This is a genomic window from Chryseobacterium sp. HNCC26DJ238 (genome assembly GCF_057180465.1).
The window spans coordinates 160,810-177,715 of sequence record NZ_JBXUGI010000001.1; the positions used below are offsets into that span (position 1 = coordinate 160,810).

The following is a 16,906-nucleotide window of genomic DNA, read 5'->3' on the forward strand; positions in this document are numbered from 1 at the left end:
GCTGGAAGGGTTGAGTACGGGTGCATTACAAGATATTCTGCATAAAAAAGGCTGCCTTTTTCAGGCAGCCTCACTCTATTTTACACTCTATTTCACTTCAACAAAATTATCTGCAGGATTCACATCAGCCATTCTCTGGCTGAAATCGATTCCCAACAATGACAATTGAGATTTTGTATAAGGAATTGTCAGTGTATATTCTTTCTGTGTCCATGGCCAGTATTTTTCAGTTGTAAAATCACCATAGCCGTCTTTCTGTTTCCAGGTGTGGGTCATATTCATCGGGATCTGATACGTAATGATTTTTTTATCCGTTGTCATCACACTAAAGTCAATAGGCATCGGAATCTGACTGTTATTGACCAACGTGATCACCGTTGATTTAGTTCCGTATTTCACATCTTTAATTCCATAATCGATGGTTTTAATCGTATTGATCCAGTAATGATGAAACCATTTAAGATCCATCCCGGAAACTTTCTGTGCGATATGCAGGAAATCTCTGTCTGTAGGATGTTTCATACTCCACTGTCTGAAATATTCGGTCATGATTTTTTCTAAATTCTGCTCACCAACAATGTAACCAAGCTGAACCAGATACAATTCGCCTTTTACATAACTTGCAAAACTGTATGCCGTACCATTGTCATGGTGGTCACCCAGCCAAACGGCAGGCTCCTCAATTCCTCTTTTTACAATTCCTCTGTAAGCATTTATTTTATCTACAAACGGATTAGGGCGCTCATCTTTCGGAGGAAACAACTGATGCATTACAATACTTTCTGCATAACTTGTAAATCCTTCATCCATCCAGGGTCTTGTAGGCTCATTCGTTGCAAGCATTTGTTGGTACCACGAGTGCGAACCTTCATGAACCATCAGTCCCATCAAATCTTCAACTGTTCCTGATTCTCCCAAAATCATGGTACACATACCATATTCCATTCCGCCGTCACCACCCTGAATAAAAGCATAGGAAGGATAGGCATATTTTCCGAAACGGGAATTCATGATCTGGAAATATTTTGTGACATAAGGTTTAGCTTCGCCCCAAACTTTAGTCTTATCATTTTTCTGATAGACGAAGAAAACTTTCGGTCCCTGGGGAACCTCGAAACTTTCCACCGAATAATCCCTGTCTGCAGCCCAGGCAAAGTCAAGCATATTTTTTGCCGTCCATTTCCATGTCGCCTTATTTTTATCCGCTGTAATCTTCGCTGAAGGATCATATCCTTTTACTTCACTTGGATTCAGAAGCGTTCCGCCTGCACCTATAACATAGTCTTTATTAATTTTAATAGTTACATCAAAATCTGCAAACGGTGCATGAAACTCTCTTCCAACATAATCAAATGTAGCCCAACCATCATAATCGTATTCAGCGATTTTCGGATACCACTGCGTCATCGTCATATCAATCCCTTCCCTGTTATTTCTTCCGCTTCTTCTGATCTGCTGAGGGATTACAGCATCCCATTCCATGGTAAAAGTGGTTTTAGAATTGGGTTTGATGGATTCATTCAGATAAACTTTCATTACCGTTTCCTGAATTTCAAACTTCACATCTTTACCGTTTTGTTTAATCCAGTGAATATTCTGTGCCCCTTCCTCATCTTTCGGAATGGAAGCTAATCGTGAAACCCCATCTTTCTGCAATCTAGAATCACCGTTTTTTCCCTGTCCGGCAACTCTCTGATCCATCATCGAATTGGGTTTAAAAGCATTCCAGTATAAATGAAAATACACAACATTGAGCTCGTCCGGTGAGTTGTTGGAGTAATTTAAAGTCTGTGTTCCCTGATAGGTAAATTTTTCTGCATTGACGTCAATATCCATTTTGTATTGGGCAGCCTGCTGATAATAAGCATTTTGCTGCGCCTGAAATTGTGAAAGGATCAAAGCAAAAAGAATTGCAAAAGATTTTTTCATTGAAGATTTTATTTTTTTTAAAGGTAAGTAATTTTTGAAAGAGCCTCAAATTTGATATTCAGGCCCGATTGCATTTTCTGATTGTTTCATATTGTTGAGGTTAAACTTTCTTTCGCAGATTTGATTAATTTTTATTCCAGAAGATCCAGAAGATCAGCACAAGTCATTGCATTAAAGAATCTATGGGATTTGATAAATTTATATCTTTGAGTAATAAATCTATTACTCAGTTGAAAAAATTTATTCCTTCTACATTTATTTTTCTTGTGTGCATTTATTGCACGCCCACAAAGCATATTTCGTACTCAGAGGATTCAAACATCAAATCCATCATAGAAAACGAAAAACTTAATATTGTATATAGAGGAATAAAAAATCTTGTAACAATTTATGTTCCCAAATCGGATAGTATTAAAGTTATCGGAGTGGGAGTTTATAAGGAGCGAGAAGATAAATATTATATTGTTCCTTCTACAGGGAATACATTGCAAATCAAAATTATTAGTTTTATTAAAGGTAAAGAAACAGTTGAAAAAAGAGAATTCAGAATATTAAATATTGGAAAACCTTTCGCAAGTATTAACAACAAAACAGAAAAAATCACTTTATCCAAGGATGAGCTTGCTAGCTCTACAGTAGAATATTTCATTCCTCAATTTGTTATGAAATTAGGAAAAGTGGGGAAATTTCGCTATCAAATTAATGATGACGAACCAATGGTTAATTATGGAAATGAATTTAATAAACCTGTCAAGGAAAAAATTTGCAATATGAAATCTGGTGATGTTATGATTATTGACGAATTAAATTATAACCCGGAATTACAAAGTTTTGACCTAAAAAAAGTGTAGAATTAGTAGTCTACATTGAATAGAAATATATTCGTTTTATTCCTGGAAAAGTATTTATGCTATTTGTCTCTAAGCAAAATCATTTTTTTAATCAAAGTAATCTGTCCCAAATGATAATAAGCATGTTCCATCATTCCATCAATATTTCTTAAATAAGTTCCGTACTTTTCATCAACAAAAACTTCATTTAATTTAGAATCAGCCATCTGTTCCAATAATGTTGCGAACTTTTCAGAATCGTTCCATAGTTTATTTAAAAGCAATTCCCATTGCTCCTGAGATTCAACAGGAGGAAAATTAAAACTGAATTGATCTTTTATTTCAAGATCTCCACCCTCAAAAACATTAAGAATTCCAGCGATGTAGTAATCAGTATGAAAAGTGAGCATAGCAAGGGTGTTTAAGTCGGCAATCTTCGTTGTTGCCTGTTCCCAGGTGACGTCTGAAAGCTGATCTTTAAAATTGGTATTGGCAATCCAAAAACCGTCAAGCGTTACTTCTCTGAATCTTTTTGCTAACTGTGATGTTGTTACTGTACTCATCTCTTTTGGTTTTAATTGTTTTAAAGATAATATTTTTTTGAGTTTTCAACAGATCATACGGATTTTTACAGATGACTGAATTTAGAGCTATGTGAAATGAAAAATCCTTCAGGGTTTTCAAAACCTTGAAGGATTACATATTCTGAATAATCATATTTATTTTACAGAAGAAATTTCTTTCTTTCCGCTTTGTAAGATCTTTTCAAGAATCCTTAAAGTAATCAGATAAGTCGGTTTTACACCGGTCAGTCCCAAACCTCCGGAAGAAAGTGTTGCCCCTGTTTCCAAAGGATTATCTGAAGCATAGTAAGCGTAACTTACAAAAAGATCTGGCGCAATATGATGTCTTATTTTAGAAGCCACCTGAATGGCTTTCTGGTAATGAGCACCCTCCATTTCCAGTCCGATCGCTTTCCATGAAGTATTCATAAAATAAGAAAGAATATCCCTGTTCTGAAGCGAGGTTCCTAGAACAGTAATCATTGGGCCTTCAAAAGCCTGTAACTCATCATCCGGAAAGTCATCCAGTTTTAAAGCATTTTCAAAAGGATAATTGTCTGCTGTTCCTTCAAAAATATGAGACGTCGGTATCATGATATCTCCCTTTCCACCGGATAAAATTCCTGCTTTCCCCATGATGGAGACAGATTTTACTTTCATCATATATACTTCTCCTTTTTGTTCGAAAGGTCTCAGCAATTCGTCCATTACCTCAAAAGCCTGTTCGCCGAATGCATAATCAAAAACCATAATCACATCATCCCCATCATATTTCAGATGTCCGAAAGGAGTGTTTTTCAGGTTTGTTTTGCTTAAATCAATAATCTGAACATCAATATTACTTCCGCTTTTATCATTGATATAAATCAGGCCTTCCTCCAAAGCATATTTTGAAACTTTGTCACGAAGGTCTTTTTTATCTGAAATATCTCCGTAAAGCTTATAATCTACTTCTTTGGTATCTTTTTTCTTTAAAGCATCGTTTCCATACAGCATATTTTTCACAGAATGCATATTGGCAGAAATAATGTGTAAAGGACGCATGTGAAGATTATTTTCAAACAAAACCTCCTTCACTTTGTGAGCCCACTTTTCACCAAAATAATGATGCCCTACCCTTTCTTTAAGGATTGCACTGAAGTAGATCTCTCTTTCACGGCTCTGCTTGGCATCTTCCAGGCTTACTTTGCCTAAGTGGTAAATTATTTTAAACAACCTGTCCGGATTCTCATCATCGCCGAAAGTATTGTAAGCATTTAAGGTTTCATCAAAAGTTCTTCCGATCAGAGAAGACAGATGAATCAATGCCACTTCTTTTTCCCTTCTGTTGAATTTTTTCTCGCCTTTTACCACTTCTTCGATGATCTTAAAAGCTCTGGTCGGCTTCCAGTTTTCATCCTGAATAAATGCCAGATTACGGATTTTATCGGCTTCTATAAATAAGAACGTTAAATGCGTAAGGATATCGTAGATTTCTGAACGTCCTAAAAGAACTTCGATATTCATCTGGTGTTCGTCTATCCGGTAACAGTTTCTTCTTCTCTTTTTAGGAACGATCGGCTCAAAACTTCCTTTATCGAAACCTTCGTCTGAGGTTAGATGAATGAAAGCACATTCTTCAATTCCTTCCGGAAGTCTGTCTAAAACATACATCAAACCATCCAGTTCCAACTTGCTTGGAACGCTCATGGTACCGTAAATTTCGGGATTGATCGTTTTCAACAAACTTCTAATGCTTTCTCCGGAAACTCCGCTTGGCTTGAAAAAACCTCTATAAAACAGGTGTCTCATAGAAATGTATAGTCTTTCAATTGCCTCGGTGGTTTCTCTTGCTCTAGAATTTGTCATATATTAAATTTTTTATAAAAAGTCTGCTAAGTTACGAAATTTAATTTTAGCAACCTTAAATACTGGCCCTCAATAGATTAAACAATTAACCTTATCAACTATCAGCACATTAATTAATTTTTAAAATTAATCTTTCTGATAAAGACAGAGAACAATTTCAGAATAAGTTTTCTTCATATTACATGAATCTTATACAATTGGTTTTAATGAAAAAACATTCAATACCTGAAAGGAAATTCAAACATTATTTTTCTAATTTCCTTATTTCTTCTTCTATTCTATCGAAAGAAACATTCTCAATCGTTTGAGTCAGGTTTCCATGGAGATATGATTTTAAAGTATAATTGTTATTCTGAATGGGAGTAATTAAAATTCCATCTTTTGGTTTTCCCGAAGAATCAGTCCTCAATCCTGTGATAATCGCGTTTGTTTCAGCTGCTTCGGTAATCTTATTATTGAGAATCTTTTCTGATATCTGATTGAAGATTTCCTGAACCGTAGGGCATTCAGTTATGGAAAGATAAACATTGTAAAACAGTTTCATCCCTTCTGCAGGTTCTATGGACTGCTTCACAGTTTCCTGTATTTTGGATATGATTTTTCCGTCTTTTACAAAATAAAGAATGACTCCTCCACTGTATTTTGATTTAAAAAAATCACTCCTTTTACTATCAATAATTTTTCCATCCACAAGAAGTTGCTTTTTAAACTCTTTTGGTGATACATCGATTTTAATTACCGCAGACTGCTTCTTCTGCAAATCACTAATCATAATATCATCATTTTTAATTTCGAAGTGAATTCTGTTAAAATAATTCATACCAAACAGATCCCAATCAAAACTCTGCAAAACTCCACCTTTCCAATATTTTGAAACAAACTGCTCCTCATTCAACACATATTGAACACCTTCGTATATTTTGCCGTCTTTATAGACTGACCTGATATTATAGGACTGACGCCTGAAATGATCCATATTCTTAAGATAATCGTTTGAATACTGAAATTTTGGCATCCCGTTTTCGTAGTAATCAACCTGCTTAAACTCTCTGCTGACATCATTTTCAAAATATCCCGAGTAGGGTTTTCCATTTTTCAGAAAGCCCTCATAATAATTTTGCGGCTTTTCTGCAATCACAAAAGAGTAATCTTTCAATTTTGAAAAAATCCCGTTCTCATATACTTTTACTTTTTGAATATTATCTTCTTTTTTACTGTAAGCATCTTGATAATAAGTCTCTTCTGCAATCTTCCCATCCCTGTACAATGAAGTCTTCTCCGGATCTATCAACATACCGCTATAGGGCTCGTCATCTTTATATTCCAAAACTGCCACCGGCTGACCTTCTTCATAAAAAGTAGTCAACCCATTGAGTTTCCCGTTCTGAACCGTATATGTTTTATCCGGACTTTCCAACCGATGACTGAACACTTTCTGCAGTCCGGTTTTTTTGAAATTTTCGACAGTTATTAGCTCTTTCCTGTCATCCCCTGTTGAGACGACAAAAGTTCCGCTGTAAGGTTCTCCTTTTTTATAGATGCCTTTCGCAACAACCTTCTGTTCTTCATTTTTCGCAACAGCTTCTCCTTCTTTCAAACCGTTGAGGTAATTTATATTAACAGAAACATTACCCTCATTTTCTTCAAAATTTCCATTGAAGGGTTCATTATTTATGTAGGTTCTTTTGCTTTTAACATCCCCATCCGCAGAAAACACAATCTCTTCACCTTCTTTCACGCCATCAAGATAATGGGTCTCATAAGAGATCCCTCCTTTCGGAAAATAAGAAATCTGCTTTCCTGATTTTTCCCCATTGACAAAAAGGACAGAGGAGCTGACTCCTGTCGCAAAATTATTTTGGAGATAATAGAGGTATTCGGTTCCATTCAGAATATTTCCATTATATTCTCCGAAATCTTTCTCTAAAATCGTTTGAATCAGCTTTCCTGACGGATCGAAATTTTTCTGTTGAATCAGCTTCAGACTATATTCACTGATTGCATATACTTTCTCCTGAGCTGTATTTCGTGAATTTCTCCAGAATGTTTTTTGCGTAATTGTCTTTCTTGTTTTCTTTTCCCTGGTTTTAGAAGGTTCCTGATAGACCACTGTTGGTTCTACTACAACAACAGCGGCTTCTGTATGATCAGAAATGCTATTTTCATACTCATCTTTTAAAGTTTCAAAATCTCCGCTTTCAGGTTTACCATTCACATAAACACCCTTCATTAAAACTTTTCCATTCTCATCAAAAATTGCAGTTTCACCGTTTTTAACCCCGTCTTTATAATGAACCCTTTTTCTGATTTTACCATTCCGGTGATAATACGTCAGGATCAAATTTTCTGTTTCATTACGGTATTGGGAAAAATTACTGTCGTTCCCATTTTTATCATACCATACAATATCACCTACATAAGCATCTTCATTACTTTTTAAAGTATATCCTTCAAATTGCGGAGTTCCATCGATGTAAAAATCCTGAAGCAGAATCAATTCACCAACTTCCTTTACAGGCATTGACCGATAATAAGATGCATTTGCTTTCCCTGTTATTTTCCAGTCTTCATCATAATAGACAGAATCAGATTTTTGACAAAGCAATGTTTTAAATAACAGAAAAGCCGAGAGAAGAACAATCTTTTTGATCATTTAAAATGAATTTATTCAAAAATAGGAATTCCCAGTCTTATTATTTCACATTTTTTTGAGATTAAAAAATATATAAATTTGCAATCTCCACCCATAAAAAAAAAAGGGTGATTTCAAATTTTTGCCAACCAAACATTAAATGTTGTTAAAAATAAAGGGGCATTTTAATTTCAATTCATTTTTTTTGTAAATTTGCCCCATAAAATTCAACACTATATGTCAACTTTAAGATTTAAAGCTTTAGAAACTTTACCATTCAAGGACTTTAGAAAAGATAATTCAGTAGAAATCCCTGCTAAATTATCAGAATTATTTTGTGAAAATGTATTCTCTGAAAATACCATGAGAGAATACCTGACAAAAGAGGCATTCCAATCTATTATGGATGCAATCAAAAAAGGAAGTAAAATCCAGAGATTAATTGCAGACCAGGTAGCAGTAGCTATGAAAGACTGGGCAATGAGCAAAGGCGTTACTCATTATACGCACTGGTTTCAGCCTTTAACAGGAAGCACTGCAGAAAAGCATGACTCATTCTTCACCCCAATCGAAGGCGGAAGAGCAATCGAAAGATTCAGCGGGAACTTATTGATCCAGCAGGAACCGGATGCTTCTTCTTTCCCGAACGGTGGAATCAGAAATACATTCGAGGCAAGAGGTTATACAGCATGGGATCCTACATCTCCGGCATTCATTATGGGAACTACTCTTTGTATTCCTTCAATCTTTATCTCTTATACAGGAGAAACTTTAGATTATAAAGCACCTTTACTGAGAGCTTTGCACGCTGTAGATGAAGCTGCAACCGACGTAATGCAGTATTTCGACAAAAACGTAACGAAAGTAACTCCTACTTTAGGCTGGGAGCAAGAATATTTCCTGGTTGATTCAGCATTGTATCAGTCTCGCCCGGATCTGGTGCTAACAGGTAAAACTTTATTAGGACACTCTCCTGCAAAAGGACAGCAATTGGATGACCACTATTTCGGTTCAATTCCTACAAGAGTCATGAACTTCATGAAAGAATTGGAAGTTGAGTGTATGAAACTGGGAATTCCTGTAACAACAAGACACAACGAGGTAGCCCCAAATCAATTTGAGCTGGCTCCAATGTTTGAAGAAGTAAACGTTGCGGTAGATCACAACTCTTTGTTGATGGACGTAATGGCAAGAATTGCTCACAGACACCATTTTCATATTTTATTCCACGAAAAACCATTCGCAGGAGTAAATGGAAGCGGAAAGCACAACAACTGGTCATTAGCGACAGATACAGGCGAAAACCTTTTAAGCCCGGGAAGAAACCCTAAGAAAAATTTACAGTTTTTAACATTCTTCGTAAACACTATCAAAGCGGTTCACGAGTACGCGGATCTTTTAAGAGCAAGTATCGCTTCTGCAAGCAATGACCACAGATTAGGTGCAAACGAAGCTCCGCCGGCAATTATTTCTGTATTTATTGGAAGTCAGTTATTCAGAGTTCTGGAAGAGCTTGAAAAGGTAACTGAAGGAAAACTTTCACCGGATGAAAAAACAGATTTAAAATTAAACGTAGTTGGAAAAATTCCTGAAATTTTACTGGACAATACGGACAGAAACAGAACGTCTCCATTTGCATTTACAGGAAATAAATTTGAAATCAGAGCGGTAGGTTCTTCTGCAAACTGTGCAGAGTCTATGACCGTAATGAATACTATTGCTGCAAAACAATTAAGCGACTTCAAAAAAGAGGTTGATGCACTAATTGAAACAGGTCTTAAAAAAGACGAAGCTATCTTTAATGTATTAAGAGAATACATCAAGCAATGTAAAAGCATTATGTTCGAAGGAGACGGATACTCTGACGACTGGGCAGTAGAAGCTGAGAAAAGAGGTTTAAACAACTGGAAAACCACTCCTGAAGCATTAAAGCAGGAAATGAACCAGAAATTTCTTGACTTATATGAAGAAATAGGAATTTTCAACCACAGAGAAGTTGAAGCGAGAAACGAAATCAAGTTAGAAAAATACTCTACCGTTATTGATATCGAAGCAAGGGTATTGAGCGACATCGCAAGAAATCATATCATTCCTTCTGCTCTTAATTATCAGAATAGATTGATTGAAAATGTTAGAGGTCTTAAAGATATTTTCGGAGAAAAAGAATTCAAAACATTGGCAAAAGAGCAAATTAGCTTGATTACGAATATCTCAGAAAACATTTCTAAAATTAAATTAGGTGTTGAAGATCTGATGAAAGCCAGAGAAACCGCAAAAGCAGTAACAGAAAGCCAGATACAGGCAGAAGATTACTGTAACAAAGTAAAGCCATTATTTGACATCATTAGAGACGCATCTGATGATCTTGAAATGATGGTTGATGATGAGCTTTGGCCAATGACAAAATACAGAGAAATGTTATTCACAAGATAACATCCCTGAAGTTCCATATTAGTGAAGATTCCCTGTTCTACAGGGAATTTTTTTTATACTTAATAATAAAGAAATTAGAGTGTTTGAATTTGATATGCAAATACAACTAATGAAAACAAATACACTATGTTAAAAAACCTTAATAAAAAAAAGCAAACGAACATCATAGAAGGTATCTGATAGCCTGTTTTTATTTAACATATCATTATTGGATGTTAAAATATGTTAAAACACAAACATGATAATAATCATATCGAGGTTGTTTTAAGTGGAATATCTACTTTTGTAGGGCTTTAGAGAAATAAATATTTCTTTTTTAACCGGAAATTAAAAAATATGAAGAGAAGAGTTTTGTTTTATTTAGTTGCTTTTGTTTCTACAATATCACTACAGTCATGCGTTACGAACTACGTAGTTTCAAAACCGGCAACTTACACTAAAGAATACAAAACAGATGCCAAACTAGCTGCAATTGACACTAAGATGGAGAATGATAAGAAGTTGTTAATCAACTCTTTCATATCTGAAAAAGCAGTGGCTATCGCAAACGCAAAAAATTCTTTAAAAAATTCTGAAATCGCAAAAGCGATCAAACACAATAAGACCATTGACAACATCCTGACAGAAGCTCAGACTTACCTTGGAACTCCTTACAGATACGGAGGAACAACAAGAAACGGGATTGACTGTTCAGCATTTGTATTATCTGTTTTTGGAGCAGCAGCCGGTCTTACTTTACCAAGAGTGGCAGCATCTCAGTCTCAGGAAGGAGAAGCTATTGATAAAGAAAACCTTCAGAAAGGAGATTTGATTTTCTTTTCTCACGGCAGAAGAATTTCTCATGTAGGAATTGTAGAAAGCGTAACTGAAGAAGGAGAAGTGAAATTCATCCATGCAGCAACTTCGAAGGGGGTGATGATCTCATCACTGAATGATTCTTACTGGGGACCAAAATTCAGGTTTGCCAAAAGAGTAATCAATGAAAACGGAGAAAACTACAACAACCTTGCCTCTGCTAAATTTTAGTCTTAAATAATTGATTCATATAAATAAAGCCATCAAAATTTTGATGGCTTTCATTTTATAACAGATGCAGTTAAATTATTTGAGAATAGCTATAGCTGCGAATATGCTTAAACATAAATTCTTATTCCTTTTATAATAAAGTCAATCTTCTCCGGACAGCATTTAGTGTTCTTCGGTAAAGTTGACTTTAAGGTTAAACTTATCAATCCGTATAAAGTATATTTTGATTCAGATTATTGTAAACAATGCATTCTATGCAAGCGATACATATCTTATTGATCCTAAAAATTTAATCAGCTGTTTTTATCAATCTCTATATCAAACCTACGTAAGAGTCCATGGACTTCTGAAAGTGAAAATTTAGCCTTCTTAAGCCTGTTAGATTCAGGATTGATGGTATAACTGAAAGATGTTCTCAGATCAGCCTTTTCCAGATTGGTTCTTTCAAATGTGGCTCCGCTGAAATCACAGTTGGAGAATACAGCATTCGAAAGGTCACATTCTGCAAAATCCACTTCGATCAGTTTACAATTTCTGAATAAAGTTCTCTTAATACTCGTTTTATAGAAAACAGAATTATTCAAAGCGCATCCCTCAAACCGGAAAGACATTCCAAATTCATTACAGTCATCGAAATGCATCCCAAACATTTTACAGTGTTTAAAAGCAACATCGCGAAAAGCAGTTCCACTAAGCTTAGTCATGCTCAAATTACAGCCTGTGAATTCACAGTTTGTAAATTTAAACTGAGAAAGATCACCGTATTCAAAATTGCAATCTTGAAATGTACAGTTTTCGTACTCGCCAATCTGCAAAGGTGATTCAGCAAAATTTAAATGATTATAATTTTGATCTAAGACGTAAGCTTCGTTCATCGACTTTTATGGTTTAACTAAAAGAAAAATTTAATAAAGTTTTATCTCACTGATTGTTGCACAGATTTATTTTTGAAAATTTGCAGAATGACTTTAAACTCCATCATCCAGATTCTAAATCCAAGCTTTACACCAGACTGTTTTTATCAGCGTAATTCAATTTAAAGAAAATAAAAGTCATCATAGAAAAGGCAAGCAGTGAACTTCCTCCATAACTGAAATACGGCAAAGGAATACCAACCGTTGGAAACAGCCCCATAACCATCCCTAAATTAATTGAAAAGTGCATCAACAGGATGGAAGCAAAGGAATAGCCAAAAACTCTGTTAAATGTGGATTTCTGCTTTTCTGAGAGATAGTAAATCCGTCCTATATAAATCATATACGAAAGGACTAAAATGGTACTCCCAAGAAAACCCCATTCCTCACCCACCGTACAAAAAATGTAGTCGGTTTCCTGCTCGGGAACGAACTTCCCCTGTGTTACCGAACCCTGACGGTAACCTTTACCTAAAAAACCACCTGACCCAATTGCTGTTTTTGAATATAACAAATTGTATCCCGAAGTATCCCGAAACTCTCTCTCTCCTTTATACAATACTTCAACCCTTTCCTGCTGGTGCTTGGGAAGTTTTTCGAAAATAATCGGTGAGATCACAGACAATCCTGCCAACAGTAAAATGATCCCCGCAGCGGGCAGCAGCGTGTAAATATTTTTACGGAGCATCAGGGCATTAAATGCAAACCACAAGCCTCCGACCACAATGATAAACACCGTAAAATACCATAAACTCCACTGAAGCGGATCGTTAAGATAATTTGCAATAAGAAATACGCCTCCAAAAAGTGCTCCCACCAAAAAGAGCTTTCCGCTCAGACCTTCACGGTACAGAGCAATAAAAAATGCGGTAAAAACCAGCAGTGAACCTACATCAGGAATAGAAAGCACAACGACCGCAGGAATGCCGATAATTGCCAAAACCGTTATTAATGATTTGGTATTTTTTAAATTAAATTCTGAACCCGACACATAGTTAGCAAGCATCAGTGCTACCCCAATCTTTGAAAATTCCACCGGCTGCATGGTAAAACTCCCGAATTTATACCAGTTTTTCTGACCGAGAATCTCTGTTCCGAAAACATGAAGACCGGCAAGCATGAGCACTCCGCCTACATAAATGATGCCTGACATATTTTCAAAAAACTTACTTCTGCTGAAAAAAATGATCAAGCCCACAAACAGAGAAATCCCGAAGAACAAAAGCTGCTTTTTACCCAGCCCCTCATCCACACTGTAAATGTTGGCAATAGCAAAAATGCAGAGCAAAATATAAAGACCAAGACCTAATTTATCTATTCCCTCTGTCCACTTCATGGCTTTACTGTTTTTTTGGATTCCGCTTTCTTTGCATTCAGTTTTTCTTTTGCCTTTTTAACCAGGTTTAAACTGTCCTGTATTTTTTTAAGCTTTACAGAATCAGGTTTCGGTTCCTTGTAAAGTCCTTTTCTTTTGAGGTCGGCAATCCATTGTCTTTTGTATTCAGGCATAAAACTCGCCGTAACCATCTTCTTGTAGAGATGCTCTCTTTTAAGATCTCCTGTAATATATTTTTCAGCAATTACTGTCGAAGCAGGGCCTGCCCAGGTTGCGCCGAATCCTGCATGCTCCATAATAGCCACTACGACAATCTTTGGTTTCTCTGCCGGGGCAATCAAAACGAAAATAGAATTATCTTTACCCTGCGGCACCTGTGCCGTTCCTGTTTTTGCCAACTGGGTAAAATCATTGGACTTCAGCCCTCTTGCAGTACCTCTTAAAACAACAGCTTCCATCCCTTTAAGAACAGGCTCGAAATGTTTAGGATCAACCAAAGTTTTATGTTTCACTTTGAATCTTGGATCAGGATTAGGTTTTCCATCAATAGATTTTACAATGTGAGGTGTATAGTACCAGCCTCTGTTGGCAATTGCAGAAACATAATTTGCCAGCTGCAGAGGCGTAACCATGACATCACCCTGTCCCATTCCGTTGTAAATAGCTCCGGTCGACATCTCGTCCCAGTTTTTGTAATCCTGCTTCTTGGAACCGTTGGCCTTAATGATCGCTTTAAATCTTCTTTCATAAAAATCTCCTGATGGTATTCGTCCCTTTGCTCCTACCGCAAAATCATTATTCAGAAATTCTCCAACACCAAAACTGCTCATGATCTTCTTCCATTCATCAACACCTTTTGATGGATTGCCGGGATACTTTTTAATAATAGCAATAAATGCATAAGTAAAGAAACAGTTACTCGAAACCTGAATAGAAGGGATCAACGGATCAGCTCCTCCATGACCTTTAATCCTTTTCCCTTTATAGTAAAAACCTCCGCCACAGGGAAAAATAGTTTTCTCATCCATCACCCCCATCTGCATTGCAGCTAGAGCGGTAAGCAACTTAAATGTAGAACCCGGTGGATAACCTGCCTGTAAAGACCTGTCAAACGTGGGTTTATTTTCATAAATGGTATCTCTTGATAAAGCGTATAAATTTTTTGATTTATTAGGTCCTGTGAAGAGATTCGGGTCAATATCGGGTCCCGTTGCCGCAACGAGCACTTCTCCATTATTGGGATCAATAGCCACAATGGCACCATGTTTATTCACCAGCATTTCTTCTGCGATTCTCTGCAGATCATAATCAATAGTCAGGGTAATATCTTTTCCGGTTATAACATCTGTATCCAGAGATCCGTTTTTGTAGGGGCCTACATTTCTCAGTTTAATATCTTTCTGAATATATTTGATCCCTTTCACTCCCCGCAATTCCTTTTCATAAGACTTTTCGATACCTGTCTTTCCGATGAGGTCACCCGGAAGATAATACATTGAATCTTTTTTAATCTCCCTGTCATTCACTTCACTGGTATATCCCAAAAGATTTCCGGAAGTGGATACTTCATATTGCCGTTGCGGGCGCTGAACGATACTGAAAGCCGGATATTTGAAAATAATTTCCTGAACCCTGGCAATTTCCTCCCTGCTGAGATCTTTAATAAAAGTCATCGGAGTCAGTTTAGAATAATATTTTTCGCTTTTTATTACCTTAATTCTTTTAATGAAATTGTTTTTATCGATTTTCATCAGATTACAGAAAGAAACCGTGTCAAAATCTGGCTTCATCAAAGCCTGGATGAAAGAAATTTCATAAGCGGGCTGATTGCCCACCATGATCTTACCATTCCTGTCAAAAATAACTCCCCGTTGTGGAATTACATATTCGGTTTTAATGGAAGTATTGGCTGCATTTAATGCATATCTATCTGTAAATAACTGTAAATAAGAAAGCCTTGCCACAAAGATGAGAGCAAGTGCAATGAGAACAGTTAAGATTTTTATATGGCGTGTGTTCAAACTTTCTGTTTGATTTTAAATATGAGTGCGTAAACAATGATAAATATAAAAGAAATTACACTAGTTACCAAGACATTAACCAATATTTCAAAAACTCTGCTGAATTTAAAAAATTCGATATACTGTACCAAAAGCTGATGTAAAAATATACTTGAGAAAAGGAAAAGCAAAAACTGAGTCCACTGTAAAGACTGAAATGAGAAGAAATCGGTAGAGGTATCGGTAGAAGTCCTGAATATCAAAGTCCTGAAATAAGCAACTAAAGTAGTTGCAAGAGCGTTAATTCCCCAGGAATAAAGGAAAGCATCGATAGAAAGACCAATGAGAAAACTTAAAGCTAAAAACTGAAATTTATTCCTGAAAAAAGGATAAAACATGACAAAGACAGGATACAGAACAGGAGTATACTTCCCAAACAGTGTAATTCTGTTCAAAACAAATATCTGTAATGCCACAAGAAAAATCATGATCAAAAGATCTGTAAATAATGTCCTGCTAATCATTTTCTTTTTTTATTACAGCCTGCATGCTGTCATTTATCTTCTGAACTTCGGCTTTTTTAAGATTTTTAACAACAAAAACCTTATTTAAAGACCCCATCTTTTCACTCAGTTCTACTGATATATCCCAAAAACCTGTTTGATTATCAACGGTATATCCTGCAACCGTACCAATCATAACCCCTTTAGGGAAAATTGCAGACTTACCGTCTGTTACGATTGTATCTCCAATTTTCAGGGACACATATTTAGGCACATCCGAAAGGTGCATTACCCGCGAATTATCTCCTTTCCAGGTCAAAGTTCCGAAATAACCGGACTTTTTGAGAGCAGCATTGATTCTGATTTTATTTACGCTTAAAACAGACTGTACCAAAGCATAACTGTCCGTAGAATTAATAACGATTCCTGCAATTCCTTTTGGTGCCATAACGCCCATTTGAGGAAGAACTCCGTCCCGCTTTCCACGGTTGATGGTAAAGTAGTTGTTTCGTCGGTTGATACTGTTGAAAACAATTTCCCCGTCAACGAATGTATAGATTTGCCCGCCGCCTAAGGTATCATGAACTTTTCTGAACACAGGATTTTTAGCGCCCTGTTTTCCATAAAGTTCAAGCATCAAAGATTTGTTTTGAGCGACAAGATCTTCGTTAGTCTGTTTTAGTTTTAGATAAGAAACTCCTTCATCTATATATCCCGATACCCAAGAATTAAACGCAGCCGTCTGACCTGCAAGCCATGATTGCTGCATCGCATTTTTAGAGAATATCAGAACAAGAGCAATGATTTGCAGGAAAATAAAGAAGACAAGAAGAGCATTCTTTGAAAATAATCTCAGCAAAAATCCCATTCAGATAAAGAGTCGTAAAAAGTT

Annotated in this window: 12 protein-coding genes; 3 read left to right on the forward strand and 9 right to left on the reverse strand. The window is 36.2% G+C overall.

Features of this window, described 5'->3' with window-relative positions; translation table 11 throughout:
- Window positions 1-87: 87 nt before the first annotated feature.
- Window positions 88-1,929, reverse strand: a complete 1,842-nt coding sequence (locus tag AC2A07_RS00725; protein WP_484048771.1) for a M1 family metallopeptidase — start codon at window positions 1,927-1,929, stop codon at window positions 88-90.
- A gap of 182 nt (window positions 1,930-2,111) precedes the next feature.
- On the opposite strand from AC2A07_RS00725, the gene AC2A07_RS00730 reads away from it, so the two are divergent.
- Window positions 2,112-2,780: a hypothetical protein gene (locus AC2A07_RS00730; RefSeq protein WP_484048772.1), complete on the forward strand. Its 669-nt coding sequence runs from the start codon at window positions 2,112-2,114 to the stop codon at window positions 2,778-2,780.
- Between the two features lie 59 nt (window positions 2,781-2,839).
- Here AC2A07_RS00730 and AC2A07_RS00735 read toward each other — a convergent pair whose 3' ends face one another.
- The 3 genes from AC2A07_RS00735 to AC2A07_RS00745 form a co-directional block, all read right to left on the reverse strand.
- Window positions 2,840-3,322: a DUF1572 domain-containing protein gene (locus AC2A07_RS00735; protein WP_484048773.1), complete on the reverse strand. Its 483-nt coding sequence runs from the start codon at window positions 3,320-3,322 to the stop codon at window positions 2,840-2,842.
- 156 nt (window positions 3,323-3,478) lie between these two features.
- The gene (locus tag AC2A07_RS00740; RefSeq protein ID WP_484048774.1) at window positions 3,479-5,170 is read right to left on the reverse strand and encodes a DUF6909 family protein; all 1,692 of its coding nucleotides are present in this window, start codon (window positions 5,168-5,170) and stop codon (window positions 3,479-3,481) included.
- Between the two features lie 244 nt (window positions 5,171-5,414).
- Entirely contained in the window at window positions 5,415-7,823 is a 2,409-nt protein-coding gene (locus AC2A07_RS00745; protein WP_484048775.1) for a toxin-antitoxin system YwqK family antitoxin, read from the reverse strand.
- A gap of 216 nt (window positions 7,824-8,039) precedes the next feature.
- On the opposite strand from AC2A07_RS00745, the gene AC2A07_RS00750 reads away from it, so the two are divergent.
- Window positions 8,040-10,235, forward strand: a complete 2,196-nt coding sequence (locus tag AC2A07_RS00750; protein WP_484048776.1) for a glutamine synthetase III family protein — start codon at window positions 8,040-8,042, stop codon at window positions 10,233-10,235.
- A 336-nt stretch (window positions 10,236-10,571) separates the two neighbouring features.
- Window positions 10,572-11,261: a C40 family peptidase gene (locus AC2A07_RS00755; RefSeq protein WP_314493170.1), complete on the forward strand. Its 690-nt coding sequence runs from the start codon at window positions 10,572-10,574 to the stop codon at window positions 11,259-11,261.
- Between the two features lie 293 nt (window positions 11,262-11,554).
- On the opposite strand, the gene AC2A07_RS00760 is transcribed toward AC2A07_RS00755, so the two are convergent.
- The 5 genes from AC2A07_RS00760 to mreC all read right to left on the reverse strand — a co-directional run bounded on the left by AC2A07_RS00760 (window position 11,555) and on the right by mreC (window position 16,882).
- Window positions 11,555-12,136: a pentapeptide repeat-containing protein gene (locus tag AC2A07_RS00760; protein ID WP_484048777.1), complete on the reverse strand. Its 582-nt coding sequence runs from the start codon at window positions 12,134-12,136 to the stop codon at window positions 11,555-11,557.
- A 127-nt stretch (window positions 12,137-12,263) separates the two neighbouring features.
- Window positions 12,264-13,511, reverse strand: coding sequence for a rod shape-determining protein RodA (gene rodA / locus AC2A07_RS00765; RefSeq protein WP_484048778.1), 1,248 nt, complete (start codon window positions 13,509-13,511; stop codon window positions 12,264-12,266).
- Window positions 13,508-15,532 carry a penicillin-binding transpeptidase domain-containing protein gene (locus AC2A07_RS00770; protein ID WP_484048779.1) on the reverse strand — a complete coding sequence of 675 codons (2,025 nt, stop codon included), beginning with the start codon at window positions 15,530-15,532 and terminating at the stop codon, window positions 13,508-13,510. The genes rodA and AC2A07_RS00770 overlap by 4 nt, the downstream gene beginning before the upstream one ends.
- A complete protein-coding gene (locus AC2A07_RS00775; RefSeq protein WP_314493178.1) occupies window positions 15,529-16,035 on the reverse strand; it encodes a rod shape-determining protein MreD in 507 nt (168 codons plus the stop codon). Before AC2A07_RS00775 ends, AC2A07_RS00770 begins: the two co-directional genes overlap by 4 nt.
- Window positions 16,028-16,882, reverse strand: coding sequence for a rod shape-determining protein MreC (gene mreC / locus AC2A07_RS00780; protein WP_314493180.1), 855 nt, complete (start codon window positions 16,880-16,882; stop codon window positions 16,028-16,030). Before mreC ends, AC2A07_RS00775 begins: the two co-directional genes overlap by 8 nt.
- Window positions 16,883-16,906: the final 24 nt, after the last annotated feature.

Coding starts and splice junctions, on each gene's coding strand:
- AC2A07_RS00725 (WP_484048771.1), bottom strand. CDS start 1,929: ATGAAAAAATCTTTTGCAATTCTTTTTGCTTTGATCCTTTCACAATTT.
- rodA (WP_484048778.1), bottom strand. CDS start 13,511: ATGAAGTGGACAGAGGGAATAGATAAATTAGGTCTTGGTCTTTATATT.
- mreC (WP_314493180.1), bottom strand. CDS start 16,882: ATGGGATTTTTGCTGAGATTATTTTCAAAGAATGCTCTTCTTGTCTTC.
- AC2A07_RS00735 (WP_484048773.1), bottom strand. CDS start 3,322: ATGAGTACAGTAACAACATCACAGTTAGCAAAAAGATTCAGAGAAGTA.
- AC2A07_RS00755 (WP_314493170.1), top strand. CDS start 10,572: ATGAAGAGAAGAGTTTTGTTTTATTTAGTTGCTTTTGTTTCTACAATA.
- AC2A07_RS00750 (WP_484048776.1), top strand. CDS start 8,040: ATGTCAACTTTAAGATTTAAAGCTTTAGAAACTTTACCATTCAAGGAC.
- AC2A07_RS00730 (WP_484048772.1), top strand. CDS start 2,112: ATGGGATTTGATAAATTTATATCTTTGAGTAATAAATCTATTACTCAG.
- AC2A07_RS00745 (WP_484048775.1), bottom strand. CDS start 7,823: ATGATCAAAAAGATTGTTCTTCTCTCGGCTTTTCTGTTATTTAAAACA.
- AC2A07_RS00775 (WP_314493178.1), bottom strand. CDS start 16,035: ATGATTAGCAGGACATTATTTACAGATCTTTTGATCATGATTTTTCTT.
- AC2A07_RS00760 (WP_484048777.1), bottom strand. CDS start 12,136: ATGAACGAAGCTTACGTCTTAGATCAAAATTATAATCATTTAAATTTT.
- AC2A07_RS00740 (WP_484048774.1), bottom strand. CDS start 5,170: ATGACAAATTCTAGAGCAAGAGAAACCACCGAGGCAATTGAAAGACTA.